Raw genomic sequence first — 26,945 nt, 5'->3', positions numbered from 1 at the left:
CACATAAATGATTATTTGAAAACACACATAAACTTATAAATTTTTCTGGAGTGAATTTGCTATCTTTTATTAGAAATTTAGCTTTTATAGCTAACTCATTTAAGAGTTTTGAGTTCAAGATATACATTAAATTATCAATTAATTTCCTTATTCGTTTGTTCAAATTTTAACAACCTTTCTTCTTTTATTAATAATAATTTTATCATAAACATGAAAAACTATCTTATTAATAATTGTGGTTAAATTTCTTTAATTAACCAAAGAGATTGTTGCCAAAATATTTAGAATTGTGTGAACTTTACGGACATGGGTCAGGCACTTTACAAAAATTGTAAATGGAATGAACAATTTTTGTTGCTTCCTAACTAATTAAAATAGAATCCATATATATTGAATCTTTACATATATCAATCCTATTGTTCCATACTATATTAGAATCTAAATTTTTATCTCTATCCCAAGCTATATTTCCTGATTCATCAATAAATACTTCTTTAAATTTTTCTTTATCTTTCAACACTTCAAATACTCCAAACATATTGTTAGATAAATCATATAACCGTATTTCATTATTTTCAAATATAACTGTCAATGTATAATTATCATTAGCAGTTATCACTCAAGGGTCTGGCCCCATTGCGAGGGGAAATGCTTTATTTTCGGAGCTTGCTCCTGCTGTTTTATTTTTATGCTGAAGTTACTTTTGCATTTCTAACAAATTTTTTAGCTAATTCTGTAAGTTCATCAAATTTACCTTCATTAATTAGTTCCTTATCAACTAAATTAGAAGCTAGCCCTACCCCTATAGCTCCGGCCTTAATGTAGTCCCCAATATTACTAAGATCTACTCCTCCAACTGCAATCAATGGTATGTGGCTGATAGGTGCCTTAATATCCTCAATATAATCAACTCCACCCATTTTACCTATTGGAAATATTTTCACTGCAGGCGCGCCAGCCTTATAAGCTTCAACAATTTCTGTTGGTGTTAATACACCTGGTAAAGGTACTACACCAAGTTCAATGCTTTTAGCTACAACTTCACAATCAAAATTAGGGGAAATAATGTATTTTGCCCCTGCCTTCACTGCTAATTCAACCTGTTCGATTGTCATAACCGTTCCAGCTCCAACACAAATATCATTTCCCAATGTATCAGAAATTGACTTAACTGCATTATAGGTATCCTCATTACCAGTTAAGCTTGACTGATTAAATGTCACCTCTATCATTGAAATACCTCCGGCATACAATGCCTTGCATGTATCAACAATCTGCTCCTGCTGAACACCTCTTATAATTGCAATAATTTTATCCTTTTTTATTCTCTCAATTATAGTCACTTTCCTATCTCCTTTTAAATATTCAATTGGCAGTATATCACAATTGCCCTTTGGTGAATTCATTTTATATGTATTATCGTATACGTTCTTTATGTTATTATAACTCATAATTTATAGGTCTGCCACATCATTTCTGTATTGAGTTGCCGAAATACCAAAGATTTTTTTTTAAATCTTTAAAATGTAGTTTATCTATATGAATTAATGTTCCATATTCATCAAAAATCACCGCATTATACATTTTCACAATCTCCATTAGAACCTATAATTTATGTCTTTTATTTGAGAAATCCATCCTAATCACCTATCCTATTTTCTGTAATTGAGCGACAAAAACTGTTCCAGTTTTTGTAAGGGGTCAGGTACTTTACAAAAATTGTAAATGGAATGAACAATTTTTGTTGCTACATGTAATCAACCTACTTTCTCTGAGATTTTTAAAGGTAGCTTACAAGAAAAATAATAAGCAGGTAAAAATGAAATTATCAGTATAAGCAGTCCTTGCCCTCCGCCAAAATATTTACAAGCTTCAAAGTATGGTGCCATTTCAGTACCAAAAGCTAAAAACATATTATCTTCAGTTACTTTGGTGGAAGAAAGCATAATTGGTAAATGATTATTATAAGTAGCTGCTATAAAATATATTACAACTAGTAAAAAGGGTAATATATTAGCAAATTTAAATTTATTGTTATTTAAAGAACTAATTCCTATGAATAAAGCTATTATAATAAAACTAAAACTAAATACTATTATAGAAAAACCAGAATAAGCAGCTATCATTTCAGTGGGTGAAACAAAAATATTCATTATTGAAATTAAAATAAGAAAAAGTGAAAAAAGCAGATAAAAAGCATTATAACCACTGGCATTTAGTTCCCAATAACCCTTTAACAGTTTAATAGTTTTCTTCATTATTTATCACCCCATATATTATAGGTAAGAAAGTCTTCAATACTTGGTTTGATACCTTTAATATGTGAAAAATATTTAATAGCTTTATCTCTTAGTATTAATCCTGTAAATGAAAAATCACCTTTTTTAATGCCAACAAATTCATTTTCCAAAGTTTTTAATTCTTCTAATGCACCACTTATCATTATATATTTTTCTTCGAGTTTATCTAGTGAAAGACTATCTACTATCCTGCCTTTATGAATTAATGTTATATAATCAGCTATTTTATCTAAATCAGATGTTATGTGTGTAGAAAAGAAAACAGATTTTTCTCCATCAGCTACAAACTCTCTCAAAATATCTAGCACTTCAATTCTAGCCATTGGATCAAGTCCCGCAGTAGGTTCATCTAGTATTAATAGTTTTACCTGCTCCATTTTCACCTATAAAACCCATTATACTTCCTTTTTCAAGATTGATATTTACATTATCTAGTTTGAAACTTTGGAATTCTTTTTTTAAATTAATAATCTCAAAATATTTTCCATTTATTTTTCCTCCCCATATATTTTCTCAATAATCCTTATTACATCTACTTTATTTAATCCTATTTCTTTTAATTTTTCTGTTTCTATTATATAGTTTTGCATTAATTTTAGTTTTTTTTCTGCTAGTAAATCTTTGATATTAATTTTATTTACAAAAGTACCTTTTCCGGAAATTGAGTAAGTAAGGTTTTCATACTCCAATTCCTGATATGCTCTTTTAGTAGTGATGGTACTTACATTTAATTCTTTAGCAAGTTGTCTCACAGAAGGAAGGGCATCATTATAATTTAATTTTCCAGTAAGTATACTTTCTTTTATGCTAAGTTTAATTTGTTCATACATTGGCAAATCACTACTGTAATCTATGCTAATATTCATTTATTCACCTCTCTTACTCTTATATGTGTGTATACTATATATACACACTATCATTAATTGATTTTCTTGTCAATATTAACTTTAAAAAAAGTTCATTTAATGGTTGCTATATATATTTTTTGATTTCACCTGTTATTTTAGGTTCACTTTTAGCCTTCTATTTTATTTGAAACAAAAAAAATAGAGTATAAACCCTTCATCATCCATACGATAAGGAGTTTATACTCTGATTTGAATTTCTTATTAATCTAAGCTACATTCTAATTTTTTATTGGTAAATTCTAATCTATTATCTGTAAAAGGTCAAAACTATATTTAAGTATATATTTCTGCAAGCCTTTGACTTTCCTCTTTGGATAAGGGTACAGATGAAATTGAATGTTTCATAGTCTCCATTATATCTCCCATACTAATATTTAATGCTTCTTTAAAATCATTTAATTCCTTACCTGCTTCCTTCGCCAACTCTTCAGCGTATTTAAGATTTATCTTGCCCCATAACTTTGCAAGCTCTGCCTTATTAGGAACCGGAGCATTTTCTCTTCTATTTAATGCTGCAAATTGATGAAAAAGTGTTGAGAGCCATAGTGCTGCTGATCTAGTAATTAAATACTCATCTTGCTCCGCCCCTATAACTGAAGGAATTAATAGTTTAGGATATAAAAGTTGTAGATGCTCAAGGTTTCCAGTAATGAAAGCTAAGTTCCATGTTTCATAAAGACTCACCCATTTTCTTGATAAATGGAACAACATTACTTTATTTTCATCCTCTGAAAGGGAAACTGTATCAGGAGCTATCTGAGAAAGTACTGCTCCCACAAGAGCATTATCTGAAAATCCTTTTTTGTCATCAGTTACTGATGCTTCTAGAATATTCAGCTTAAGTCCATCTTGTTGTGCTTTAATTTCTTTTTCATTAATCACACCTTTTTCACGAACTGCAGCACGACTTCTATAAACCATATCCATACCTACAATCTTTGTAGGCTCAAACATACTACCACGATAAAGTTTTTTAAGGTCTTCTAAAGCATCAATAAAATTAGTTCTTATGCCAAATTTTGATCTTTGCTTTAATAAATACTCTTGAATATCCACTACAAAATCTATGTTTTTAACAATTTCCAATGATAGAATATCTAAAATATATGAGTGATGTATTGATTTTAATATCACGTTTTTACTTTTTTCTTCTTTCACTTCTGAAATAAGTCCAGCTTCTATAGCTTCCTTTAAAAATTCACAGATTGCTGGTTGCTTAGTAACTATAGCCTCTCTTGTTTTCTCAAACATAGGCTTTAAAGAAACAGGTTTTTCTAAACTTTCTGCTAGCAAATTTCTTGCTGGTTGAAAATCAAATAAAAGCATATCTTCTTTAAGAACCTTGGCTATTAGTTCTGGACTAGTTTCCATATCTATATTAATATCAATTAACTCTAAGAATTTATCAATGTTATAATATTGGCTATTTTCCATTTTACTATACCTCCTATTAATCCTAAAATTCTAAGTTCCCTCTATAAAATTATTTCTAAATCGCTTGTTGGATAAGCTTTGCAAGAGTGGATATATCCATACTTTTCATCTACATAGCGTAGTAGCACTCCTCTTGGCATAAAAACTTTTCCTGATACCAATTTTACACGACACAAACTACATTCTCCTGAGCGACAGCATACATTTACTCTTACTCCAGCTCTTTCTAAGGAAGTTAGTAATGATTCGCTAGAAAGACCTTTTATGGTTCTTCCATCCATTAATTTTATTGTGAATTCTTCTTTTCCTGAAAGTTCTTCTGGCCATGCTGGTTCATTTTGAATATCTTGTCTAGCTCCAAACATTTCTTGATGAACTCTTTTATTTTCAATTCCTAGAGCTACAAGTTCTTTTTCACAGAAATCATACATAACTTGAGGACCACAGATATAGAAAGTAGCTGATTCTATGTCTTTTACTTTTCTTTTAATACATTCTCCAGTTATAAAACCACTTTCTCCATCATAACATTCTGTAGGCTCTGAAACTACAAGGGTGAATTCAAAGTTAGGATGACGCGCACTTAAATCTCTTAATTCCTCTAAGAAAATTGCTGCATCCTCTGTTTTACTACCATATATCAAATGAATATTTCTATCTAATCCAGTATCTAAAACTTCTTTAGTCATACTCATAAAAGGAGTTATTCCACTTCCACCTGCTAAGAAAACTAAATTTTTACCATGGAATACTGGATTATAGTGAAATTCTCCAGCTGGTGCAGAAGATTCGAACTCATCTCCCACTTTAGCATTATCAAGAAAATAATTAGATACAAAACCTGTTTTGATTCTTGCAACTGTAATATCATAATAAGCTCTTTGCTTTGGTGAAGAAGAAATACTATATGGTCTACTTGTTCTAACTCCATCTATTTCTACAAAAACATTTATATATTGACCTGCTTCAAAAGGTGGAAGATAACCATCTTTTGAAACAAAACGGAAAGTTTTTGCATCCTCAGTTCTTTCAATTATTTCTGACAAAGCTAGGTTTAATTTTTTAGGATGTAGCCTGTCTATAATTTTACCTGTTCTTCCTTTTTCAATACTATAATCTCTACCATTTTTCTTAAGTATTTTTATTTCCGTTGATATTGCTTGAATATTTTCAATTTCAGAAACAAATTTTTGCATAACTATTTGTCCTCCTTTGAGTATTTCATGAGAATTTCATGAGCTTTTTTATAACCTTGAATATAGTTAGGACTAAATCCACAAAGTCCCGCAAATCCTCCAACAAACTCTAAGTTAGGCATTAAAGATTGATTTGGGTAGAACATACCTGTAGCTTTTAAATCTTGCTCATAACCATAAACACAACCCTCTGGAGTATTTAAGTATCTCATATGAGTAAGTGGTGTTGCCACTGAAATCTCTTCAATATGTGAGCGAATTCCCGGATAATTTTCTTCAAGTCTTTCAATTATAGCGTCAGCACCTTTATATTTAGTTTCATAGTATTTTTCAGGGGCTAACTCTATCCATGGTTTACCATATTTAATACATCCCGCAGTAATAATACTTGTGCCCTCTGGAGAAACCGTTGGATCATCAATGGTATAACAAGTAAACACAACTGGGTCATCTGAAACTTCTAACACACTAGCATTTTTAAAGCCTTGGTTAACATCAGCTGATTTATAGAAAATATTCATAGATTCTTTTATTCCTACAGTTTCAGGTGGACAATCCAACCCTATAAAGCAAGTTAATGCTGAAATACTTGGTTTATAATGACTTAAATATTCAACGGCAGCTTGTGGCACGTCTTCTTTATCCATTAAATCAAAGTATGTTGCTGAAGGGCTTACATTGGAAATAATAATATCTGCTGTTAATTCCTCATCCTCTTCAGTAACTACACCTACTGCTTTTCCATCCTTTACAACAATCTTTTTAGCTCCACAATTAAATCTAACTTCACCATTTTCTTGTCTAATAACTTCTGCTAAAGCTTGAGATATAACTTGTGAACCCCCTTTTAAATACTTTGGTTTAAAATGCATGTAAACAGAAATATTTCCTGCTAATATTGTGAATGGGAAAATAGATGGAGGTGTTCCCATAAATGACCAATAAGCATTTAAGCACAATTGTAATTCTTTGTCCTCGAAAAATTCATCCATTACCTCTTGAGCAGTTTTTAAAGCATATTTAAAGTATAAAGGAAATTTTTCCTTTGAAATATCTTGTGGAGGTGTACTTTGTAATACATTAATTTCACTGAATAAAGAGAAAACTAATTGGTAGAATCTTTTTATTTCCTCTGTATACTGAGGAAATCTTTTTGCTAATTCAGCTATAGCTTCCTTTGGGTCCGTTGGCATTGTTACATCTACTTTATTTGGAAGAACAACTCTATATAAGCTGTCTAAAGTAAATAAATCAAGTTGTTGCATTATTCCTAGTTCTTCAAATATTTTTCTTGTTGGTCCTGGATTTTCTTCTGTTCCCACAGAACTTAATTGGTGAAGAGCCACTTCGAATTCAAATCTTCCTCTTCTAAAGCTTGTGCCACATCCTCCAGGTATATTATGTCTCTCTAGTAAACAAACCTTTTTGCCTTTTTTAGCTAAGGTTGCTCCTATAGATAAACCACCGTTTCCACCGCCGATTATAATCGCATCATAATGCATTTTGTTTCCTCCTTTTATTATGGCTATATAGCCTTTACTTTCTTTAAATATTAGCTTTCTTAATCTCTTGGTAAGATTTAAGTTCTTTGTATAAATCATCTTTTAATGGATTTCTTTTAGTTTTTGTAATGACATAAATCTCATATATTGCAACTGCTAAATTTGCAAGTATAGCTATGACACTTACCGTCATATATGCCGCTGGATTATGAGTTGACGGAACTGCAAATTTCCCTCCTGTAAAGAATTGAGGAACAGACATAATAATCATCATCCATATTCCTAAGGTTTGAGCACGATGTTGTAGCCAAGCTCCTTTTTTGAAAAAGAAAGCTGGAATTGTAGCTGCTAATAATAACCCTAAACCCGCATAAAAAGCTCTATCTGTAACAACATTATAAAGATATGCAAAGTTCCAGAAATCATAAGCTATAATCCAAAACCACATCATATCTGGCCAAATCATATCCATTTTATTGTCCTTACTAACAACAATTCCATACCAACCAGTAATAGTTAGTATACTTAAAATTCCTGCAATACCATTTAAAATATTCCAGGATCCCCCTATATAAGTCATCCCATCAATCACTTCATTCATACCATACACTTCAAATTCCCTCATAACGGCTTCAAAAATATTTAAACTCAATATTGCAGCTGGTAATATATAATACCATCTCTTAGTTTGTACTTTTTTTGAATAACGTAATATCATAAAAATAATGCACCCAGTCAAAGCTGAATAAGTTTTAGCCCATTGAAACCAGTTAGCTGTTGATTGTCCTGAATCTGCACCAGACGTTGTTGGCCAAACAAAAATAGTCAAAATAATAGGTAAAATAATAAACATAAACATACTAGTATACTTGTTAAGACGAGCAACTTCGTTTAAAAGCATAAGTCCACCTAATACTGCAAAAAAAAGTAGCCAAGAATACCATGGAATTGATTGGAATAAAAACATTTAAATCGCCTCTTTCTAAAATTATTGTTTAATTTTTCTTGATTATAAATCTGTATGTTAAAAGTTTATCATGGTGTTTGGTACCAGTAAAACAACAATTAATTTACATATACAACAAATCGTTGTAAACTAATTTTATAGCAAAAATATTATGGGGGATTTACTATGCAAATGAGATTTATAGAATCGTTTCTAACACTGTATGATGAACTGAATATTTCAAAAGCTAGCTTAAAGCTTTTTATAACACAGCAAGGTTTAAGCCGTCAGATTAATACTCTTGAAAAAGAGCTAGATGTGGTGCTTTTTAAACGCACAAAAACCGGAGTTGAACCAACAGTACTTTGTAATAAACTCTACCCGCACTTAAAAGAAATGCATACAAATTATACTCAAGTACTACAAGTACTTGAATACAATAAACAAAAAGAAAGAAAACTTATATCCATTGCTTTTGCCTATGGTATTTCTCATGGTATTCATACAGACTTTATTTTCCACTACCAAAAAGATAATCCTGATACAAAAATAGAAATTCAAGAATGGTCTAAAAAAGTATGTATTGAAAAATTGATGAAAAATGAAATAGATATTGCTTTCTTAGTAAATCCATTTGACATTAAAGCCTTAAATAGCCATGTTCTTGTAGAAGGATATATGTATTGTGCTCTTCATAAAGACCATCCTTTAGCAACAGCCGATCCTCCTATAAACTTCTCTCTTCTAGATGGAGAAACTATTATAACCGGTCCCGAAGAAAACGTTTTAAGAGAATTGTTTGATTATTATTGCACTTTGACTAATATACATCCTAACATATTATTTTCATCTAGCTACAGCTTGGATATTATCAACTCAATGACAAAAAATAAGGGTATTGCAACAGTAACTTCAGCAATGGCAGCTTATATAAGTAATCCTGATATAAAAATCCTTAGGTTGCTCACTCCACAACCAGGGTATATATACTGTTGCACATCTAAAGATGAAAAAAATAGTAAGTCCCTTTGCAAGATTGTTAAATATATTAAAAACTATTTCAAGTCGACACCGGTCCTTAAAATTGACTAAATTTTCGTCAACGAAAACAGAGCCAACCAGGAATTTTTCATGGTTGACTCTATTTTTGTTGAGTTAAAAGATTTAGACCTCTTGATCAATACAATATCTTCACAATTACTTTATATGAGCGACAAAAACTGTTCCAGTTTTTGTAAGGGGTCAGGTACTTTACAAAATTTGTAAATGAAATGAGCAATTTTTTTTGATATTATACATATACTATAAATATTTCTTTTCCATTTGCATTTATGATTTCTTCTTTGTATTCCTTATTTTTGTTGAAATTATATACCACTAAATAACCTTTATCTAGCCCTTGAATATCCAAATAATCTTCAAGTTGAAGTAACCCTTTTTTATGATATTCCAATCCACGCCAAATTTTTAATTCAATTTATCATATTCTACTTCTAATTTTGAAACAAAATACTCATATATAAATTGCTCGTAAATTCTATTGTTTAGCTTTACTCTAAATTCTTTTTCTTTGAAAATTCCATATATATATCCAATATTAACTATTGGATTAGATATATTAAAACTTAATCCATAGGAGGCTTTGGATTTTCTCTTAATTACCCAAACAAGCTCCCCCAAGTAATTCCCCCAACAACACCATCAACCTCAATTCCAACATCCCCTTGAAACTCTTTAACCGCTTTCTCAGTATCCTCACCAAAATATCCATCTGCTCCACAAGCTCCAACATCATATCCAAGCTCCACCAAATGCCTTTGAATCTTAACCACATTCCAATCAAACTTATGACTATCTCGCTTAATTAAATACTCAGGATAAGCTCCTCCCAATTTAATATTTTCCTTAACTTTTTCTTTAATCTCATCAATGGGATAATATTTCCCAGGACATTCTGTAACTCCTAATTCATTATGCCCATAAATATTCTTTATATCATATTTCCCCATCAAGTACTCACATACTTCCACAAGCGCTTCTTTTTGAATACTTGGCATTTCTTCCTTACTATAATCCCCTTCAGCACAAATCCCAATAGAATTAGTATTATGATTCTTACAATGAGCCCCTACTACATTTTCTTCCCTACCTTTATAAACTGATCCATCTTTTCTAATAAAAAAATGATACCCGCAACCGGACCAACCTTTTTGTAGGTGCCAGTAATGTATTTCTTCAATGCTACAGCTAGAACTTGCTGCATGATGTAGTACTATAGTATTTGGTTTATTACCATGTTGCAAATCACTCATAAATTTTAAATCTTTATTGATAATATTCATATTTTTATTCTTCCTCCCAAATTTATTTTTATAGTTAATTTTTATAGTTAATTTTTATAGTTAATTTATGTAGTTAATTTTTATAGTTAATTTTTATAGTTAATTTTTATAGTTAATTTTTATAGTTAATTTTTATAGTTAATTTTTATAGTTAATTTTTATAGTTAATTTTTATTGCAATATAGCGGGTCGGCGTGGAAACCGACCCCTACGATTGAATGATTTTGTCGCAATATTGAAAAAAAGCTCTGCCAACGGCAAGAGCTTTTCTAACTACGCTTCAGTATCAAATAATTCAGTTTCAGTTGTTTCAACAATTGAAGCAGCTTCTTTTAATGTTAAATTATCTGGCCCAAGAGCAAAAACATTCTTTGTGATTATTACATCCATCAATGCTTCTGCACTTGCTTGAGTTAAGCCATCCTTAACATCTGAGATTGTCATAGATTTTGTAGCTCCTGCAGCATCTTTAAATTTCATAACTAACTTTTTCATTTTAATAACCTCCTATTTTTTTAACAATTTATTTTTATGTTCTGGATTATTGTAGGGGGCGGTTTCCACGCCGTCCCCTTATTGCTACAACATTACTGGTACAGCGGGAGTGTATATTTATTTTTATACCATTCCACACTACAGTTATTGCTACAACATTACTGGTACAGCGGGCGGGCATGGAAACCCGCCCCTACATAATTACATACCTTCTTCAAGCAATTCAGCATTAACTCTTTTAATGTCAAAAACTGGACTTAAAAGTACTGCTGCAATAGCATTTGCAACGTCAAAAACATCTTGATCCGCTGCATCTACCTTCACTTTTGAAAAACTCTTTGTTTGAAGCACATCTTTCCCATCGTCATCTAAACCTGAGATAACTCTGATAGTCAAATCACTCTTAATCGGTGTCACCATAACCGCCATATAAACCCTCCTCCCTAAGAGTCGGCTTAATAATTAGTTCTACTTTTATTTCAAAAATATGCAATGTTCACGCATTTTTTGAAATAAATTAGTAGACCTTATTGTTAAACGATCTCTTTCATATATTGCCTTTCACTATATACATACAAGTTGAAAAAGGATTTTTACAAAACTTTTTAAAAAAAGATGAGATTTTTTTATCTCATCTTTTCTGATTACCCATAACTACTGTGATAACTGCTGTTAAATCTTGAATAGATTTATTGAGAAGCTCAATTTTCTTTTCAAATCTAACAAGCAAGTACACACAAATACCAATTGGAAATCCAACAGATGATATCAAGTTTGTAAACTCATCATACATTATCCTCTGCCTCCTTTTGGGTAATATGATTAAACTCATATTACAGTTACTTTTAATTTATAGAGGAACCCCCTACAGACAAACCACTTCAACTATGAATTTATTCAAGTCCAAAACTCACAAATACCTGAGATTTTTGACATGAATAAATTAAGTTTACGTAAGGTATGTCTATATATATAAATACAAGTTAAATCATCTTCTTTACATTATTTATTGCATTTTTTTTCAAAGTATGAATTTGTCTATAACTTACTCCTTGTTCTGCGGCAATGCTTTTTAAATCTTTTCTTTTAAAGTAGAAATCTATTATTATCTTTCTATCTACATCATTTAATTTATTAATAGCTTTATTTAAACTTTTAATCATATCCCACGCTATAACCTCATCTTCTAAGGTAAATAAATAATTATCTGCACTGCCATCTAATATCTCCTGCCTTTGTACTTCTCTATTATGTTTCATTTTACTTAAAAGTAAATTTACATTATTATTTTTAACTATTTTCGATACAAAGGATATAAAAGATGTATCCCCAATTTCATAAATTTGTATTGCCTTAATTATACTGAGAATAGAATGTTGTACCACATCCTCATAATCATAGCTAGGAATTTTATATTTATAGGCTTGATTAATTACAAGTGGCATAAATTCATTTATAATAGCCTCTGTAGCACTGCTATCTCCTTGCTTGGCTTTAATTATTAACTTTTCCATATAAAAAATGACCTCCCCTTTATTCAGTGCACCGTTAATGATATTATCATCCCCATCCCAATAATCCCTTTTCAATACTGTGCAAATCGTATTTTCTTTGCTGCCTATTAGAAAAACTACCGTCAGTATTTTTATTACTAGAATTAGATGTAATGGCTTTGTTACTAGATTTTTGGTTAAGATAAGCCTCAAACTTGGGGCCAAATAAAGTTTGTGGTCTTAGAAATTTTTCATAATCTGTCCCCTGCCATTCTTGGGTTTTTATGTTTATGACCTTGAAAAAATCCTCAACTTTAAAACCTTCCTTAAGTCTTTCTTTTATGATCTTATTGGTGTTTTCCGTAGAACTCATATAGTTTGTCCCAACTTTTAAATTTAGAAAATCCACTATTTCCGTTATAGTTGCACTATATATATTTTTGCAAGTTGCTGTTCTAGTATTTGTTGTACTCTTTTTTATATTCTTTGTATTAATCTTTGCATTAATCTCTGTAGTATTCTCTCTATTAATCTCTGTAGTATTCTCTGTATACGTCTGTGGTTTAAACTTCATATGCGTATTATTATAACTACATACATCTATTGTTTTATCTGTAGTTCCTACCACATTAGAATCATATACATCTATGTCTTTATCATCAGAAGGTGCACTAATAGATTTTGATATATCCTTAGAATTACCCCTAGCTAGTATCTTATATTGAGACTCCCCTTCTTCTATTTCTTCTATTTCTTCTACTTCTACTTTCTCACCAACATTCCTTACACTTGAAACCTTCCTGATTTCTTCAATTATTGGCTCTATAAACATAATATTAGATAAACTTTGTCCTGATGATGTGATTATATTACGGAATTCTATAGTTATTAATCCTTTATCCTTTAGAAATTTACAAGCTGCTTTAGCTTGTCCTTTTGTAAGGCCAAAATTATCTGCCAAAGATTGATAGCTTTTTTGAAGCTTATCAGCTTTAAATTTTTTCTTATACCTAATAATCTCCCCCGACATTTCATCTCTAACTTCCGTAGGCCTGTACCAATAAATTATTTCAGATAATATAACAATGGCATTCATATTAGCTTTACCATTATCATGAGTTAAATTTTTAAACCAAGCCCAATTAATAATATTTCCTGTAAAATTTAATTTTCCAACTTCTGAAACTATTTTATTCAAAATAATTGCCTCCTTTTATATCTTTTTTAAAATCCTGGTCCAATTGAGTTTGATTTTTCATTGCTTGTATTATCTGCTATAATTTTGTTAAATTCACAACTTTCAATAGCTTCACCCTTTATTTCCTCATAATTCTTATTAATATCTTTTTCATAGTCATCTGCTTTGTCCACCACAAGCACTGAATCTTTGCTAACTCTTAAATTTATAATTTGACTTTCGCTTTCAATTAAATCATTTATACTTTCCCTATTATCAATAAAAACAGGAGCATTAATTCTATAATGATTGGTCAAAGTGTTAATTATGTCCATGCCAGCATTAAATTTGGCTGCGTTGTTTGCATCTTCATAAGGTATTCCTTCAACTAAAGTAAAGCAACATTCCTCAATAGATCCATTTATAAGAGAATTAAATAATTTAAATTTAACCTTTGAAAATTTAGTATTAATTCTTTCTTCTAATAAATCCACTTTGCTACGAATAAATTCTTCACATAATAATTCTTTTCCCTCTAAATCTGCTATGATATTTCCTAGTTCCTTTTCTCTAGCTTTTAATTCTTCTATTCTTATATGAGCTTTCTCATATTGATTTTTTTCTCTCATTAAATCTTTCAGTTTTTCAAGCTCTGCTATTTTCTCACTTCGCTTAGTTTTTAACTTATTAATAAGATTTTCATTTGGCTTTTCTTGAATTTCATTTAAAGCATTTATTTCCTCTTTTAATGTTTTATACTCACTTGTTTCTACAAATTCCTCAAAAATAAAATTGTCATATAGGTTTTTAGTTACTTTGACTTTCTCTTCTAAAGATAATGAACTTTCCTTTAAACTATTAATTTGAAGATTTTCCTTTTCAATTTTCACTTCAAGAACCTTTATATCCTCCGCTAAATTCTTTCCTTCATTAGATATACTATCCATTTTATTTTTCTTATCTTTTATAAAATTCTCTTCTATTTCTGCTTTTTTATCTTCTAGATTTTTTTCCGGCAATTCTCTTCCACAGGTTGGACAAATAAAGTCATTTTCATTAAATTCTATATTCTTATTATCTAAATCAAACCATAAACTTCTTAAATCAATTAATTTATCTTTTAATTTCTTTAAAGTTAAATCCATATTATTAATACTTTCATTCCCTAGCTTTATATGAAATTCATTTCCAGACAGTTCTTGTTCTAGTTGAAAAAGCTGCTGTTGTAATTTTCCCTTAGCCTGCCTAGCTTTTTCTAGATGTTCTGCTTCAATATCTCTCATTCTTTCTTTTTTTGAGAATATGTATTTTATATTTTCATTTAAACTAGAAAACTCTTTATTAAGCTGGCCTAATTCATTATCCACTTCTTCTATTTCTTTATTTAATACTAAATTTCTACTTTCTAATTCTTGAAAATTCATTATACTTATATGCTTTAAGGAATTATTAATCTCGTCCAATCGATAAGGAAGGGACAAAAGTTCCTCATTTAATTTCTTCTTAGTTATCCAAAGTTTTTTCTTATAATCCTCTACACTGGTATTTCCTAATAGCTTGGTTAAAATTGATAATTTATCATTTGAATCAATGACCTGTTTATCTGATAAATCTCCCACAACAGTAAGTAAGATATCCCGTCTTTCTTTCCAACCAAGAATACTATTAAAATAAAGAGGATTAGTCAAAAGCTTAAACACATTTTCTTCCACAATACTATTTATATAATCAGAATAATCCTTTTTTTGAACTGGAAGATCATTAATATAGTAAAGAGTATTATGCCCTGTTAATGTTTTATGGGCTTCCCCGCGTTTCTTTGTCCATTTTTCTTTATAAATTTTCTTTAACTTTATATCCTCACCATTCACTGAAATCACTAGCTCCACTATATGGTCCACACCAGGAATTACAATTCCTTTACTATCAAATGTTTTAATAGAAAATTCTTTCCTGTCCCTACTATCTTTTTCAAATAAATTGTAGGTAAAAGAATCAAATATTGTGGATTTTCCCGAAGCATTTTCCCCATATATATCTGTGGTTTTGCCAAAATAAATACTTAAATCTTTTATTCCTTTGAAATATTTTAAATGTAATTCTTTTAATAAAATCACTTTATTCATTTAAAGAACCCCCTTCTATTCTTTTCATTTCATATTGAAGATGAATAGGCAAAACATAACTTTCAACAACCGCTACTGCTTCATCAAACTTATTTCTTGGAATTGCATCATATTCGTTAATGTTATATATTTGCCTTAAATTTCGTGCAATATCTTGATACACTTTTCCCCTAAAACTTTTATCTTTGTAATAAATACTGTATGTCCCTCCACAAATGGTTAAAACTTTTTTACTTCTAGCTTTTATTAATGCTTTTTTTTGAAAAGGTAGAATATAAGCTGTTTCTTCAACTTCAGTAATCCTTTTTTCAATTACACTGGTTTTTTTGTCTAATAAAAATATTGCTTCTATTTCTTTTGAAACTCCTTTATAGGAGCTTCTTAAGGCTTGTTCCATTTTATTAAAAGCTTCAATATATTTTAATTTCCACTGAATAGCCTCATAGCCTGTAAACCCCATTACCAAAATTGAAAAACCCTCTTTTGTTAATAAAAATTCCCTGTAGCTTTGTTTATTTTGATCATTTTCTATTTTGATTTCACTAAATAGCCCCGCACAATTTTGAGCACCCCCCAAATTACTTATTAAATTATCAATATCTCTTACCACATTCCTACGACGCTTATTGAAATTTTCTGCAACCTGACTACTACTTACAAGCAAAACTCCTTCTTTAGTAATAACATCAATTCTTTTTTCCATTTTTATCATCTCCATGTCTATATAATTATTCCTTCATAATAGAGCACTCCAAAACGGCAAATTCGAACCCCTTGTTTTTAATTTTTGTAATTTTTGTAATTTATTCCAATTGTTTTTGTAATTTATTGTATATTTTCCTGAGTTTATTTCTAATAGCTGCCTCACTTCGCCCTTCTTCTTTTGCAATTTCAGTATTAGTTTTTTTTTCACAAAATTTTTTATAAAGTACTTTCTTTTGCTGAGGCAATAATAAATCTATTGCTTTTTTTAATTTCTGACTTTGCATAATCTTAAAAACTTCATCAACAATATCATCATTGCCATGATTTTTTTCAAGAAATTTATCTAGCATTTCATAATCATTAAGGGAATAATTTAAGCAGCTTCTATGCTTGTGAAATTCAACCTCATTGTTATTACTTTCTTTTTTTAATTCCTTATACATTACGTCATCTACTTCTACACTTAATTCACATCTTGGAATAACTGTCTTAGAACCATCATTTTCAATATACACATACTCAATAATCTCTTCTTTTTTGGGTATTCTTATAATAAAATCACCCCTCCTACTTATTTTTTTCTTTGATGTTACATCCAACATAAAATTCTCCTCCTGATTAATTTATTTTTTTGTGATAATTTGTAATTTGAAAAAAAGGCAAAAAAAAAAAATGACCACAGAAATAAAAAGTGCATAAGGAATACTCCTTAATACACTTTTCATTTCAAATTGGTCATCTATAGGAATCCCACTGTGAAACTTAATAGTTGAACTGGGATACCTGTACATCTATATGGACTGCAATATTACATTTTTAATATTAATAAAGTGGAAATCCTTTAATCTTATGTGTCTTCTTAGATTAAAAAACTTGTTTTATTGATATATTATGTATATTTGTATTTTTTTAACAATAATAATTTATCATATTTTATAACCCATTTCAATCTTTTTTTACATATATTAACTCAAAATTACACTTGCCCTTTCCACTTTTCTTTGGTTACTAAAAATATTCTAATAAAGTTAATTTGATTGATAAAGTTAATTTAATTAACAAAAAAATTTAAAAAGAATGTTGAGGAACTGGGATTTTTAGATATGGCAATCGTATTACCAGATGGAACTGCTAATTATGTCATTGAGGAAAAGACAGCACAATTAGCAGACAGAGATGGAGCATCCTTAAATGCTGCGATTGAAGCAGCAAGAGCTGGACAAAATGGAAAAGGATTTGCAGTGGTAGCAGAAGAAGTTAGAAATCTTGCAGCACGTTCAGCAAATGCAGCAAAAGATACAACAGATATGATATCAAACTCACCCTTGTACTGTGCTGGAGTATTATATATACTCCATACTTACTTATTCGTCAAGAAGTTATTATTTTTGGTATCGAACCAAAAATAATACGGGCTATCCATCTCCCACTTATAGAAGATAGGAGAATTCCTCCCTTTTAGTTAAAAGCCCCTGGAGGATTTTGTGAAAATATTATTTTGGAGAAGGTGTATGATTGAAAAAGCTTATCTGTAAGTTTTTATTTTTCATGGTTTTATCATAATATCTTCTCCTGTATTTTCCTCAACAACATTGATGTTGCTTACTCATCAACATTTGTCATTCAGTTGTTTTTCTTTTGATAAATGATTTTTGATTCATTATAGGTAAAATATAGTCCTTTATTCCTTTAGGATTTTGAATTTTAACTATTGCATAAGCCATTTGTGGAGTAATTAATTTTGGATTGTACACCAAATATCTAGGAACCCAATGTGTTGGGGCATATTTTTCTTTTGCTTTATATAATGGTTTAAATCCATAAAAATTATTAAGGTTTTCATATATAAATTCAAATAACAGGGTAACTGTTTTAACTTTTTCATTTTCTTCTCTAAGGTTAGCTAAAGGGACTAATCCCATATTGCCCCAAACAACACCTTCTTCTTTCATGATCATAAAAGCATCGTAAATTATTTTTTCTAATACACCTTGGGGTGCATCATTTCTTCTTCTTGTTATATCAGCCAAGTAACCTTTATTAGCATCATAAGGTACGAATACAACAAATCCTAAGATTTTGTCATTTGCATCTTTAGCAAAAAAGTATCTTCTTCCTAAGGGTTCTTCTAGTCCTACTCCCCCCAACATAAAAGATAATTCTCCACTTTTTTTTGATTTTAACCATTCATTTGAAACTTCATTAATTTCATTTTCTATTTTCATATCTTTGTGTTCTAATGGTTTATATTCTGAAACTAAAATACCAGCTTTATTTGCATGATTTATAGCTGCTCTCACTTTAGCTATTTTACCACCTGCTAAATTGTACTCTGAAAGCTTAAAAGTGGCATCTTCACCATATTTTACACTTTGAAACCCTAGGTCATTATACAAACTAAGGAACTTATCTGTTACATTTATAAAGATCACACTATATTTATTTCTTTTACAAAAACTCATGAATTCTTTAATGAAAAGTGGTGCCTCTTCTTCTGCGCAAATCATATCTCCACAACAGACCATCACATCCTTAACCAATCCATAAGCAATAACGCCCTCTGAAAGATTGCCAAAAAAATACTTCTTATCCTTTTCAATAGCAAGATAGGACATGGGATTTTGTCCGTAATTATTAACTAATTCCAAAACTTTTTTCCTATCTTTACTGCTTATAATAGGGTTATAAACTATAGGCTTTAATACCAATAATAATGCACTTATTATAAATACCCAATTTAAACCTATTGATGCATCTACATATATTTTCCCTAAATTAGTTGTAGCTTTGATTACAGAAGTATCCATGAGAAATAAAAGTTTGATAGAATTAACTATACTATCCCAAAAGTAAACTACTCCATTATAGTTAGCTCTTAATTGAAATAACCTAATGGCCGTATTTATTACCACAAATACTATTGATAATAATGCAAGCATAATAGCATTTTTTGTAGATAATGGATCTGAGCTTCTAGTAAAGTCTTTATATGAAAAACCAAGAACTAAGATAATAAATATTTCAAACATTGTGAAAAAATTAAAAATTGTATAGGAATTCACAATGTGTAATGTAGCTGAAATACCTATTGTCACTAAAGTAATAATCCATGCTGACTTCATTCTTTTGTATAATCTATAGGAAAGAGTCAATAAAATAAAACCTATTATTGATTTAAGTGCTCCGTGAATGGCCATTGTTTCGGTATTGATTTTAGAATAATAGTTACCAAAAAAACTAAGTTCATCAAATCTATATGGCATTGAAAGCACTATATTAGCTATACCTGAAAATACAATCATTAATATTGCTAAATTTTGAACTAAAATTTTTATGATTCCAAACTTTTCTTTTTTCATTTATCTTTCCTCATTTTTTATATTTTAATTACCCTTTTAGTTTACACCTCTTTAAAAAATCAATCCCAAAATTCATCATATAAAATCAAATGGTTATTGTAGATTTCACAAGCTCCCTCATATTTGATTTTATTATTTTCTTTAATATCTGCAATATAAACAAACTCATAATAATTATCCTCTTCATCTTCAAACCATTTTGTAGTAATTAAATATCTATGATTTATAAATTTTTGAAACCATAAATTCTTATCATTTTCAAAATTCAAATTGTACTGACAATTATATAAGCCTTTGATCTCTATACAATGCTCTCTTTCTATTTTATCATATATTTTGTCACCATAAAATAAAGTCCCTTTAATATCATTATGATTTATTTCTTTTACAACTGTGGATTCTAGACTTGTTTTATTTAGGGCATGTATTTTCTCAATTTGAGTTATGAAATCCTTTTCTCTAAAATTGGAATGGATGTTACTTCTTCTTTTGTTTCAAAGCAATGCCTAGATTTAAGTTTTCCTGATATTTTATGTACAATATCAACTTCCACCTTATATGTAAAATGCATTTTTATTATTACTATATCTTCTCCCTGTGTACTGATATATTGGCAAGTGTATTCATAGGGCGGAGTTTCGTACTTATATATTTCTTCTAGGAAATCTGTTTTGACGTTATATTTATTAATACTATAATAATATTTATTATGAATCTGATTTTCTTTAGTAAATATGATTTCATTATTTTCATAACTAACTATTTTAGATTTTGAACCAGTATACCTTCTTATATCAATAACTTTTAGGTCTTCCGTTTTCATTTTGTAATTTCACTCCCCCTTTTACATTAATAAACATTAACTTCCGATATACTTTCCCCCATTAATTAAATAAGATTTTTCCTTACTATGTATATAGGGGTGCCATAGGGAAACTTAATTTTTACTTATACTCTACTTGACAATACTTTTATATAAAAGTATAATTCAATTATGAAAGCAGATAATACAATTTCAAAAATATCAAGAATTAAAGAATATACTAATAAATTAATTGTTGAAGAATTAATAAACCGTGGATACAATGGTTTGGCCCCATCACATGGAGATATTATTGCAGCTTTATTGAAGAAAGGTGAAATGACTAAAACAGAAATATCTAATTCCATATGTAGAGATCGCTCAACAGTTACTGTATTAGTAAGAAAATTAAATGAATTAGGTTATTTAAGCACACGTACTAATGAAGAAGATAGCCGTTATTCAATGGTTTTTTTAACCGAAAAAGGAAAGGAGCTTAAAGAAGATTTCATAGAAATATCCGAGAAACTTTATAGTATCCAGTATATTGGTATGACTGAGGAACAAATTAAGAGCTTTAAAGATGGTTTAGAGATGGTTTATGACAATTTTAAAAAGAATAATTTATAATCATATATTTTTTAACAACATACTTTTATATAAAAGTAACTTCTATTTTTTTAACAACATACTTTTATATAAAAGTAATTTTGAATTTATTATGGCAATGTTAATAAAAATTAGTCTATATAAATATACTTTGATATAGACTATATTTAGAGGTGATTTCAAAAGTGATAAAAGGCATATTACAACTTTATGTAGAGCGATGGGATTTTTTCTTAGAGCTCATATTGCAACACATGATGCTAACCCTAATAGCTGTACTAATAATTACAATTACAGGTATTGCATTAGGTATAGTAATGACTCGTAATGAGGTATTAGCTAAAATTCTGCTTACAATTACCAACTTTTTGTACACCATTCCTTCCATTGCTTTATTTGGATTTTTGGTGTCCATAACAGGAATAGGTAATAGTAGTGCAATTATCGCTCTGTCTATTTACGGGATTTTACCTATAATCAGAAATACTTATACAGGCATAATGGAGGTAGATGATCAAGTAATTGAGTCAGCCGTTGGAATGGGGGTTACTAATAGTCAGTTGTTATTAAAAATACAATTACCATTAGCAAGTCCTGTAATAATGACTGGCTTTCGTACTATGGTAATTATGACAATTGCTTTAGGTGGAATAGCTTCATTTATCGGAGCCGGTGGATTAGGTAAAGCAATATGGAGAGGTATTACAACAAATTATCCTGAAATGACTATAGGAGGTAGCTTACTAGTTGCTTTACTTGCAATAGTCACTGATTTTCTTTTAGAAATAGTTGAAAAAAAATTAAGAAAAAGAATTTTAGGAAATGGATCAATGGGGGGAAGTTTAAATGTTTAAAAAATCAATAATTATTTGTATGTTAGCTTCTATTTTTATGTTGGTTGGCTGTACTAGCGATAATAAAAAGATAGTTATAGCAGGTAAACCTATGACAGAGCAATATATAATAGTAGAGATGCTCTCCCAACTTATTGAAGAAAAAACTGATATAACAGTAGAACAAAAACCTGGAATAGGCGGAGGTACTTCTAATATTCAGCCTGCTATGGAAAAAGGAGAAATTGATATATATCCTGAATATACGGGGACAGGTCTTCTATTTGTATTAAAAGAAGAATTAATAAATGATCCTAATGAATTATATGAGGCTGTGAAAAAGGGTTATGAAGATAATTATAATATAAAATGGACTGGCCTTTACGGCTTTAATAATACCTTTGGCCTAGCAGTAAAAAAAGAGGTGGCAGAAAAGTATAATATCAAAACATATTCTGATTTAGCTAAATATAATGAAGAATTAACTTTTGGTGCTGAATATGACTTCTATGAAAGAGAAGATGGTTACTTAGGGTTAGAAAATACTTATGGCTTTGATTTTAAGGAGAAAAAAGAATTAGATATTGGATTAAAGTATGAAGCTATAGCTTCAGATGAAGTTGATGTTATAAATGTTTTTTCTACTGATGGAAGATTAAAAGAAGAAGGATTAATTGTACTTGAAGATGATAAGAATTTTTTCCCTTCTTATTTTGCAGCAACTTTAGTTACAAACGAAACATTAAATAAATATCCTGAATTAGAAGAAGTACTTGAACTTTTAACAGATAATATTAGCAATGATGAAATTATTGAGATGAATTATCTTGTAGAAATTGAAAAACAGGACCCTAAAGATGTGGCTAATGAATTTTTGAAGAAGAAAGGTTTGCTATAATGACCATTATAAAATTCAGCAATATTGTAAAAAGTTATTCTAAAGATACCCAGGTTATTGAAAATCTTGATTTATCCATAGAGGAAGGTGAATTTATAACAATCCTTGGCCCTTCTGGGTGTGGTAAAACTACTTTGCTTAAAATGGTAAATAAACTTATCACCCCTGATAAAGGTGAGATTTTTATTAAAGGTAAAGAAATAAATCAATGGGATACTATAGAATTAAGAAGAAATATAGGCTATGTTATTCAACAAATAGGATTATTCCCACATATGACCATAAATGATAACATTAATTTTGTTCTTAAATTAGAAAAGAATGATATGGATTATATGAATAAAAGAGCTAAGGAGCTTGTACAATTAGTTGGACTTCATGAAGAAGTTTTAATTCGTTATCCACGAGAGCTTAGTGGAGGTCAAAAGCAAAGAATAGGTGTGGCTAGAGCACTAGCTGCAAATCCAGATATTATTTTAATGGATGAGCCCTTTGGCGCTGTAGACGAAATTGCCAGAACTCGTTTGCAAAATGAATTAAAAGATTTACACAAGAAGCTGAAAAAAACCATACTTTTTGTTACTCATGATATTGAAGAAGCTCTTAAACTTGGTACTAAAACAATTCTATTAAACAATGGAAAAATTGAACAAATGGGGACTAAAGAAGATTTGATTTTTAAACCTGCCACAAAATTTGTAAAAGAATTTCTTGGGGTAAAAGGATTTAAATCAATTATTGATGAGAAAATTTTTGAAGAAATGTATGAACAAGAACTAATAAAAAAAGAAAAGGAGCTATTATTATGAAAAAAGCTTTTGAAATGTTAAAAGAAATTAAATCTGTGGTGATTTCAACTTCTGAAAATGGAACACCTCATTCAAGAATCATTGATATTATGAGTAATGACCATGGTTTATATTTTATTACTTTAAAGGTAAAACCTTTTTATAATCAATTAAAAAATAATAATAAAATTGCTATCACTGCAATGAACAAAGATTATGCTCAAGTTAGAATTCAAGGGGAAATAACTGAATTAAGTGCCTCTGAAATTGAGAAAGTTTTTGAAAACAAGAAAAGCTTACAGGAATTGTTCCCAGACAAAAATTCTTATAATATCACTAGCCTCTTCCATGTTTCCAAAGGAAAAGGAGAAATATTTGATTTAAGCGGAAAAGAAGTCAAAATGAAAAGAGAAAGATTTGCTTTTGGTGGAGAAACAGTAAATGAAGCTGGTCTTATAATTACAGATAAGTGTATTGCCTGCGGGAAATGTAAACCACTATGCCCATTCAATGCCATAGAAGCAGGAGATAAATACTCTATCATTCCTAAATTTTGTGATGAATGTGGAACTTGCTATAATGTTTGTCCAGTAAATGCTATTGAATTATCTAAAGGAATGTAAATTTTACAAATATTTTAAAGGGTGCTCAATTGAGCATCCCTTTATTTCGTTATATATTCTTAATTATCCTTTTTCCTTAGGTTTATTTTCAGCTACATAACTTCTAGCAGTTAAAATACTTCCCATAAATATTACAGCAATAACTTTACCACCAAGATCTAAAGTACTCCAGTTAGTAGTAGCGAAAATTAATCCTGCTAAGAATAAAAATACTACGCCAAGGTTTAAAAGTGCAGAAGCCTTTCTTTCCTGTCTATTCTTACTTCGTTCAATAATTTTTTCAGCCTACATTCGCTGTTGTTCTTCTTTTATAGCTTCTTCCTTTTCCTTTATTTGTTCAAACCTGGTTTGGTAAAATAATTTGCTTGTATCGGAAACCTTTTCATAGGTTTCTACATCAATAAAACCTTCTTTCTTCATAACAGAGAGTTGATTTTCAAAAACAAATTTCGCTTCTTTAAGAGTCATATATACCTCACTTTCATTTATAGTTTCATTTATAGTTTTATTTTAAAGTCGTATAAACTAACTTTCCCTTTCTAAATTATACTAAATATTTAAAAATATGTTAAAGATACATTTATTAAGTAAATAGTTCGGTATATAAATAATTTTATTTTCCTGTGATGCAATTCTCATTGGATTCAACTATAAAATCACCATGTTCAAAACTCAAACCGTCTGTTTAAGTTATAATTTGATCTGAAACATCAATCCACTCTCCATTTCAACTCACTTCTATTACGTCAGTGTCCTTTCACATTCTAAATTGCTCAATTATATCTATATTGCTTACAGCATCCTTAACATAATCTTTAGCATCTTCTACAAAATCGTTAAAACCACCAAAACGTTTAGCGGTTATTAATATTAATGACACACCCATAGCAGGTTTTGATTTCTAGGGTTATTTTCTTTATTATTATTGATTATCATTGACTATCCAATTTCATATGTTACTTTAATCAATTAAAAGCTGGTGCTAATAATTTAACCTTTGTAGAACATAATAAAAAATTCTTGACACTCTTAAAAGTCCAATGATTATAAAGAAAATAATTGGGACCAAATGGTTTATTTAATAAATTCAAGCAACGGATTAATTTTGTTTTCTTTTTTATTTCTTGAATTGATTTATTTTCATTAAACATACAACCACACTCCTTTTTATTAATTTTATCATAAGTAAATCCTTATCCAACTTTTTTTAAAATAAGTGTCGATAATTTTTAATAAGAACTGCATATATTTTTTAATTACAATTACAGTTGACATATACCCCCTAAGGGTATATAATCAATTTAATTGATTTTTAAAAGGGCCCTATAATTATTTTATGCTTCATGGTAGCTTTGCTGCTGACTAGATTTGTAGTAAATATGATAGGAGGATTTGTTATGGACATATCAACAATAATTTTATATTTTCTTGCTATAGGTTTAACTATTTTTTCCTTTATAAAAAATCCTAATAAAACAAAATTAGGTCTAAAAAAAGGATGGATGGCATTTAAAAAGATTTTACCCGTTCTAATTCCTTTATTCATAATTGTGGGTGTTTTATTGTCATTGATCACTCCACATATTATCAAAAGTGTTTTAGGAGATGATTCTGGGTTTATTGGAATTATTTTAGGGGTATTGCTTGGTTCAATTACATTTATGCCACCCTTTGTAGCTTATCCTTTGGGAGCTGAATTAATTTCTCAAGGTGCCGGATATGCACAAATTGCTGGATTCATTTCTTCCGTAATGGCCGTAGGTTTTGTGTATATACCAACTGAAATTAAATATTTTGGGAAAAAATCAACAATTTTACGTAACATATTAGGTTTAATAGCTTCGCTTATTGTAGCAAATATAATTTGGGTGGTGATGTAAAATGAAAAAACATAAATCATTAATAATAGCACTTTTATTAGTTGTAGGTTTATTTATTTATAATAAAAGTTTAGGTTTTAATGCGATTCAATCTTCAACATCTCAGTTTGTAAGTATGCTTAAAATTGTACCTCCTATTTTTGTATTAATAGGATTAATGGATGTTTGGATACCAAGAGAAACTATGATTAAATTAATGGGTGAAAAATCAGGGTTACTTGGAATAGCAATAGCATTTTTCTTTGGAACATTTGCGGCGGGACCATTAATAGCTGCTTTTCCAGTGGCAGTTATTATGATAAAGAAAGGTGCACGATACTCAAATGTGCTTCTATTTCTTATGACTTGGGCAAGTGCTAAAATGCCTATCATATTTTTTCAAATTACAACTTTAGGTTTGAAATTCACATTAGTGATGAATATCACACTTTTAACAATATATGTATTTGGAACTATTTTAATTGAAAAATTATTATCAAATACTGAAAAAGCTGAAATTGTCAAAACTGCTAAGGGGATGGCCTGAACT

Annotated in this window: 33 protein-coding genes and 2 pseudogenes; 9 read left to right on the top strand and 26 right to left on the bottom strand. The window is 29.5% G+C overall.

Going from position 1 to position 26,945, the window contains the following annotated elements:
• Nucleotides 1-361 precede the first annotated feature (361 nt).
• The 9 genes from BUB83_RS18635 to BUB83_RS18590 all read right to left on the bottom strand — a co-directional run bounded on the left by BUB83_RS18635 (nt 362) and on the right by BUB83_RS18590 (nt 8,307).
• Nucleotides 362-619, bottom strand: a complete 258-nt coding sequence (locus BUB83_RS18635) for a DUF2442 domain-containing protein (RefSeq protein WP_073340634.1) — start codon at nt 617-619, stop codon at nt 362-364.
• Nucleotides 620-686: 67 nt separating this feature from the next.
• On the bottom strand, nt 687-1,343 hold the full coding sequence (locus tag BUB83_RS18630; protein WP_073340633.1) for a bifunctional 4-hydroxy-2-oxoglutarate aldolase/2-dehydro-3-deoxy-phosphogluconate aldolase: 657 nt from the start codon (nt 1,341-1,343) through the stop codon (nt 687-689).
• Nucleotides 1,344-1,757: 414 nt separating this feature from the next.
• On the bottom strand, nt 1,758-2,258 hold the full coding sequence (locus BUB83_RS18625) for a hypothetical protein (protein WP_073340632.1): 501 nt from the start codon (nt 2,256-2,258) through the stop codon (nt 1,758-1,760).
• Nucleotides 2,259-2,645: 387 nt separating this feature from the next.
• On the bottom strand, nt 2,646-2,720 hold the full coding sequence (locus BUB83_RS22560; protein ID WP_073340636.1) for a hypothetical protein: 75 nt from the start codon (nt 2,718-2,720) through the stop codon (nt 2,646-2,648).
• A 68-nt stretch (nt 2,721-2,788) separates the two neighbouring features.
• Complete coding sequence (locus tag BUB83_RS18610; protein ID WP_073340630.1) at nt 2,789-3,166, bottom strand: GntR family transcriptional regulator; 378 nt, start codon at nt 3,164-3,166, stop codon at nt 2,789-2,791.
• Between the two features lie 315 nt (nt 3,167-3,481).
• On the bottom strand, nt 3,482-4,642 hold the full coding sequence (locus tag BUB83_RS18605) for a hypothetical protein (protein ID WP_073340629.1): 1,161 nt from the start codon (nt 4,640-4,642) through the stop codon (nt 3,482-3,484).
• 41 nt (nt 4,643-4,683) lie between these two features.
• On the bottom strand, nt 4,684-5,838 hold the full coding sequence (locus BUB83_RS18600) for an FAD-binding oxidoreductase (RefSeq protein ID WP_073340628.1): 1,155 nt from the start codon (nt 5,836-5,838) through the stop codon (nt 4,684-4,686).
• A 2-nt stretch (nt 5,839-5,840) separates the two neighbouring features.
• Nucleotides 5,841-7,340, bottom strand: coding sequence for a phytoene desaturase family protein (locus BUB83_RS18595; RefSeq protein WP_073340627.1), 1,500 nt, complete (start codon nt 7,338-7,340; stop codon nt 5,841-5,843).
• A 43-nt stretch (nt 7,341-7,383) separates the two neighbouring features.
• Nucleotides 7,384-8,307, bottom strand: a complete 924-nt coding sequence (locus BUB83_RS18590) for a DUF5692 family protein (protein ID WP_073340626.1) — start codon at nt 8,305-8,307, stop codon at nt 7,384-7,386.
• A 165-nt stretch (nt 8,308-8,472) separates the two neighbouring features.
• Here BUB83_RS18590 and BUB83_RS18585 point away from each other — a divergent pair, with 165 nt between their 5' ends.
• Nucleotides 8,473-9,378: a LysR family transcriptional regulator gene (locus BUB83_RS18585; RefSeq protein ID WP_073340625.1), complete on the top strand. Its 906-nt coding sequence runs from the start codon at nt 8,473-8,475 to the stop codon at nt 9,376-9,378.
• A gap of 199 nt (nt 9,379-9,577) precedes the next feature.
• Here BUB83_RS18585 and BUB83_RS22555 read toward each other — a convergent pair.
• From BUB83_RS22555 to BUB83_RS18535, 11 genes and pseudogenes are all read right to left on the bottom strand, one after another.
• Nucleotides 9,578-9,763: pseudogene (locus BUB83_RS22555) on the bottom strand (AAA family ATPase); the annotation flags it as partial.
• Entirely contained in the window at nt 9,754-9,966 is a 213-nt protein-coding gene (locus tag BUB83_RS22550; RefSeq protein WP_073340624.1) for a hypothetical protein, read from the bottom strand. The gene BUB83_RS22550 and the pseudogene BUB83_RS22555, both read right to left, overlap by 10 nt.
• The gene (locus BUB83_RS18575; protein ID WP_073340623.1) at nt 9,945-10,628 is read right to left on the bottom strand and encodes a peptidoglycan recognition protein family protein; all 684 of its coding nucleotides are present in this window, start codon (nt 10,626-10,628) and stop codon (nt 9,945-9,947) included. Before BUB83_RS18575 ends, BUB83_RS22550 begins: the two co-directional genes overlap by 22 nt.
• A 273-nt stretch (nt 10,629-10,901) precedes the next feature.
• Nucleotides 10,902-11,123 (bottom strand): DUF2922 domain-containing protein, encoded by a 222-nt coding sequence (locus BUB83_RS18570; RefSeq protein WP_073340622.1) that lies wholly within the window; start codon nt 11,121-11,123, stop codon nt 10,902-10,904.
• 201 nt (nt 11,124-11,324) lie between these two features.
• On the bottom strand, nt 11,325-11,552 hold the full coding sequence (locus BUB83_RS18565; protein WP_073340621.1) for a DUF1659 domain-containing protein: 228 nt from the start codon (nt 11,550-11,552) through the stop codon (nt 11,325-11,327).
• A gap of 202 nt (nt 11,553-11,754) precedes the next feature.
• Entirely contained in the window at nt 11,755-11,916 is a 162-nt protein-coding gene (locus BUB83_RS18560) for a YvrJ family protein (protein WP_200801501.1), read from the bottom strand.
• A 190-nt stretch (nt 11,917-12,106) separates the two neighbouring features.
• The gene (locus BUB83_RS18555; protein ID WP_073340620.1) at nt 12,107-12,637 is read right to left on the bottom strand and encodes a sigma-70 family RNA polymerase sigma factor; all 531 of its coding nucleotides are present in this window, start codon (nt 12,635-12,637) and stop codon (nt 12,107-12,109) included.
• A gap of 46 nt (nt 12,638-12,683) precedes the next feature.
• The gene (locus BUB83_RS18550) at nt 12,684-13,814 is read right to left on the bottom strand and encodes a conserved phage C-terminal domain-containing protein (RefSeq protein ID WP_073340619.1); all 1,131 of its coding nucleotides are present in this window, start codon (nt 13,812-13,814) and stop codon (nt 12,684-12,686) included.
• Nucleotides 13,815-13,840: 26 nt separating this feature from the next.
• Nucleotides 13,841-15,919 (bottom strand): AAA family ATPase, encoded by a 2,079-nt coding sequence (locus BUB83_RS18545; RefSeq protein ID WP_073340618.1) that lies wholly within the window; start codon nt 15,917-15,919, stop codon nt 13,841-13,843.
• Nucleotides 15,912-16,622: a Rha family transcriptional regulator gene (locus tag BUB83_RS18540; protein ID WP_073340617.1), complete on the bottom strand. Its 711-nt coding sequence runs from the start codon at nt 16,620-16,622 to the stop codon at nt 15,912-15,914. The genes BUB83_RS18545 and BUB83_RS18540 overlap by 8 nt, the downstream gene beginning before the upstream one ends.
• A gap of 100 nt (nt 16,623-16,722) precedes the next feature.
• Nucleotides 16,723-17,226, bottom strand: coding sequence for a sigma factor-like helix-turn-helix DNA-binding protein (locus BUB83_RS18535; protein WP_073340616.1), 504 nt, complete (start codon nt 17,224-17,226; stop codon nt 16,723-16,725).
• 582 nt (nt 17,227-17,808) lie between these two features.
• Between BUB83_RS18535 and BUB83_RS18530 the strand changes: the two are divergent.
• Nucleotides 17,809-17,946, top strand: a pseudogene (locus BUB83_RS18530) (methyl-accepting chemotaxis protein); the annotation flags it as partial.
• Nucleotides 17,947-18,243: 297 nt separating this feature from the next.
• Here the strand turns inward: BUB83_RS18530 and BUB83_RS18525 are convergent.
• From BUB83_RS18525 to BUB83_RS18515, 3 genes are all read right to left on the bottom strand, one after another.
• On the bottom strand, nt 18,244-19,983 hold the full coding sequence (locus tag BUB83_RS18525) for a DUF2156 domain-containing protein (RefSeq protein WP_073340615.1): 1,740 nt from the start codon (nt 19,981-19,983) through the stop codon (nt 18,244-18,246).
• A gap of 59 nt (nt 19,984-20,042) precedes the next feature.
• Entirely contained in the window at nt 20,043-20,252 is a 210-nt protein-coding gene (locus BUB83_RS18520) for a hypothetical protein (protein WP_073340614.1), read from the bottom strand.
• A 173-nt stretch (nt 20,253-20,425) separates the two neighbouring features.
• The gene (locus BUB83_RS18515; RefSeq protein ID WP_073340613.1) at nt 20,426-20,806 is read right to left on the bottom strand and encodes a hypothetical protein; all 381 of its coding nucleotides are present in this window, start codon (nt 20,804-20,806) and stop codon (nt 20,426-20,428) included.
• Between the two features lie 171 nt (nt 20,807-20,977).
• On the opposite strand from BUB83_RS18515, the gene BUB83_RS18510 reads away from it, so the two are divergent.
• The 5 genes from BUB83_RS18510 to BUB83_RS18490 all read left to right on the top strand — a co-directional run bounded on the left by BUB83_RS18510 (nt 20,978) and on the right by BUB83_RS18490 (nt 24,536).
• Complete coding sequence (locus tag BUB83_RS18510; protein WP_073340612.1) at nt 20,978-21,415, top strand: MarR family winged helix-turn-helix transcriptional regulator; 438 nt, start codon at nt 20,978-20,980, stop codon at nt 21,413-21,415.
• Between the two features lie 164 nt (nt 21,416-21,579).
• Nucleotides 21,580-22,248: an ABC transporter permease gene (locus tag BUB83_RS22545; RefSeq protein ID WP_073340611.1), complete on the top strand. Its 669-nt coding sequence runs from the start codon at nt 21,580-21,582 to the stop codon at nt 22,246-22,248.
• Nucleotides 22,241-23,125, top strand: coding sequence for a glycine betaine ABC transporter substrate-binding protein (locus BUB83_RS22540; RefSeq protein WP_073340610.1), 885 nt, complete (start codon nt 22,241-22,243; stop codon nt 23,123-23,125). The genes BUB83_RS22545 and BUB83_RS22540 overlap by 8 nt, the downstream gene beginning before the upstream one ends.
• Entirely contained in the window at nt 23,125-23,934 is an 810-nt protein-coding gene (locus BUB83_RS18495; RefSeq protein ID WP_073340609.1) for an ATP-binding cassette domain-containing protein, read from the top strand. Before BUB83_RS22540 ends, BUB83_RS18495 begins: the two co-directional genes overlap by 1 nt.
• Nucleotides 23,931-24,536, top strand: coding sequence for a 4Fe-4S binding protein (locus BUB83_RS18490; protein WP_073340608.1), 606 nt, complete (start codon nt 23,931-23,933; stop codon nt 24,534-24,536). The genes BUB83_RS18495 and BUB83_RS18490 overlap by 4 nt, the downstream gene beginning before the upstream one ends.
• Before the next feature lie 285 nt (nt 24,537-24,821).
• Here BUB83_RS18490 and BUB83_RS18485 read toward each other — a convergent pair whose 3' ends face one another.
• The 3 genes from BUB83_RS18485 to BUB83_RS18480 form a co-directional block, all read right to left on the bottom strand.
• A complete protein-coding gene (locus BUB83_RS18485) occupies nt 24,822-25,004 on the bottom strand; it encodes a hypothetical protein (protein ID WP_073340607.1) in 183 nt (60 codons plus the stop codon).
• A 289-nt stretch (nt 25,005-25,293) separates the two neighbouring features.
• Nucleotides 25,294-25,416 (bottom strand): hypothetical protein, encoded by a 123-nt coding sequence (locus tag BUB83_RS22810; protein WP_278336946.1) that lies wholly within the window; start codon nt 25,414-25,416, stop codon nt 25,294-25,296.
• 85 nt (nt 25,417-25,501) lie between these two features.
• Nucleotides 25,502-25,687, bottom strand: a complete 186-nt coding sequence (locus tag BUB83_RS18480; protein ID WP_073340606.1) for a hypothetical protein — start codon at nt 25,685-25,687, stop codon at nt 25,502-25,504.
• Nucleotides 25,688-25,933: 246 nt separating this feature from the next.
• On the opposite strand from BUB83_RS18480, the gene BUB83_RS18475 reads away from it, so the two are divergent.
• Together BUB83_RS18475 and BUB83_RS18470 are read left to right on the top strand one after the other, a co-directional pair.
• A complete protein-coding gene (locus BUB83_RS18475; protein ID WP_073340605.1) occupies nt 25,934-26,416 on the top strand; it encodes a permease in 483 nt (160 codons plus the stop codon).
• A 1-nt stretch (nt 26,417) separates the two neighbouring features.
• Nucleotides 26,418-26,942 (top strand): permease, encoded by a 525-nt coding sequence (locus tag BUB83_RS18470; protein WP_073340604.1) that lies wholly within the window; start codon nt 26,418-26,420, stop codon nt 26,940-26,942.
• The last annotated feature ends 3 nt before the right edge of the window (nt 26,943-26,945 follow it).

The sequence above is a fragment of the Clostridium grantii DSM 8605 genome (genome assembly GCF_900129965.1).
GTDB lineage: Bacteria > Bacillota > Clostridia > Clostridiales > Clostridiaceae > Clostridium_AF > Clostridium_AF grantii.
This window is presented reverse-complemented; position numbering and strand designations above follow the sequence as displayed.

Coding starts and splice junctions, on each gene's coding strand:
- BUB83_RS18625 (WP_073340632.1), bottom strand. CDS start 2,258: ATGAAGAAAACTATTAAACTGTTAAAGGGTTATTGGGAACTAAATGCC.
- BUB83_RS18610 (WP_073340630.1), bottom strand. CDS start 3,166: ATGAATATTAGCATAGATTACAGTAGTGATTTGCCAATGTATGAACAA.
- BUB83_RS18605 (WP_073340629.1), bottom strand. CDS start 4,642: ATGGAAAATAGCCAATATTATAACATTGATAAATTCTTAGAGTTAATT.
- BUB83_RS18600 (WP_073340628.1), bottom strand. CDS start 5,838: ATGCAAAAATTTGTTTCTGAAATTGAAAATATTCAAGCAATATCAACG.
- BUB83_RS18595 (WP_073340627.1), bottom strand. CDS start 7,340: ATGCATTATGATGCGATTATAATCGGCGGTGGAAACGGTGGTTTATCT.
- BUB83_RS18590 (WP_073340626.1), bottom strand. CDS start 8,307: ATGTTTTTATTCCAATCAATTCCATGGTATTCTTGGCTACTTTTTTTT.
- BUB83_RS18585 (WP_073340625.1), top strand. CDS start 8,473: ATGCAAATGAGATTTATAGAATCGTTTCTAACACTGTATGATGAACTG.
- BUB83_RS18575 (WP_073340623.1), bottom strand. CDS start 10,628: ATGAATATTATCAATAAAGATTTAAAATTTATGAGTGATTTGCAACAT.
- BUB83_RS18570 (WP_073340622.1), bottom strand. CDS start 11,123: ATGAAAAAGTTAGTTATGAAATTTAAAGATGCTGCAGGAGCTACAAAA.
- BUB83_RS18565 (WP_073340621.1), bottom strand. CDS start 11,552: ATGGCGGTTATGGTGACACCGATTAAGAGTGATTTGACTATCAGAGTT.
- BUB83_RS18560 (WP_200801501.1), bottom strand. CDS start 11,916: ATGTATGATGAGTTTACAAACTTGATATCATCTGTTGGATTTCCAATT.
- BUB83_RS18555 (WP_073340620.1), bottom strand. CDS start 12,637: ATGGAAAAGTTAATAATTAAAGCCAAGCAAGGAGATAGCAGTGCTACA.
- BUB83_RS18545 (WP_073340618.1), bottom strand. CDS start 15,919: ATGAATAAAGTGATTTTATTAAAAGAATTACATTTAAAATATTTCAAA.
- BUB83_RS18540 (WP_073340617.1), bottom strand. CDS start 16,622: ATGGAAAAAAGAATTGATGTTATTACTAAAGAAGGAGTTTTGCTTGTA.
- BUB83_RS18535 (WP_073340616.1), bottom strand. CDS start 17,226: ATGTTGGATGTAACATCAAAGAAAAAAATAAGTAGGAGGGGTGATTTT.
- BUB83_RS18525 (WP_073340615.1), bottom strand. CDS start 19,983: ATGAAAAAAGAAAAGTTTGGAATCATAAAAATTTTAGTTCAAAATTTA.
- BUB83_RS18515 (WP_073340613.1), bottom strand. CDS start 20,806: ATGAAAACGGAAGACCTAAAAGTTATTGATATAAGAAGGTATACTGGT.
- BUB83_RS18510 (WP_073340612.1), top strand. CDS start 20,978: ATGAAAGCAGATAATACAATTTCAAAAATATCAAGAATTAAAGAATAT.
- BUB83_RS22540 (WP_073340610.1), top strand. CDS start 22,241: ATGTTTAAAAAATCAATAATTATTTGTATGTTAGCTTCTATTTTTATG.
- BUB83_RS18495 (WP_073340609.1), top strand. CDS start 23,125: ATGACCATTATAAAATTCAGCAATATTGTAAAAAGTTATTCTAAAGAT.
- BUB83_RS18490 (WP_073340608.1), top strand. CDS start 23,931: ATGAAAAAAGCTTTTGAAATGTTAAAAGAAATTAAATCTGTGGTGATT.
- BUB83_RS18485 (WP_073340607.1), bottom strand. CDS start 25,004: ATGACTCTTAAAGAAGCGAAATTTGTTTTTGAAAATCAACTCTCTGTT.
- BUB83_RS18480 (WP_073340606.1), bottom strand. CDS start 25,687: ATGTTTAATGAAAATAAATCAATTCAAGAAATAAAAAAGAAAACAAAA.
- BUB83_RS18475 (WP_073340605.1), top strand. CDS start 25,934: ATGGACATATCAACAATAATTTTATATTTTCTTGCTATAGGTTTAACT.
- BUB83_RS18470 (WP_073340604.1), top strand. CDS start 26,418: ATGAAAAAACATAAATCATTAATAATAGCACTTTTATTAGTTGTAGGT.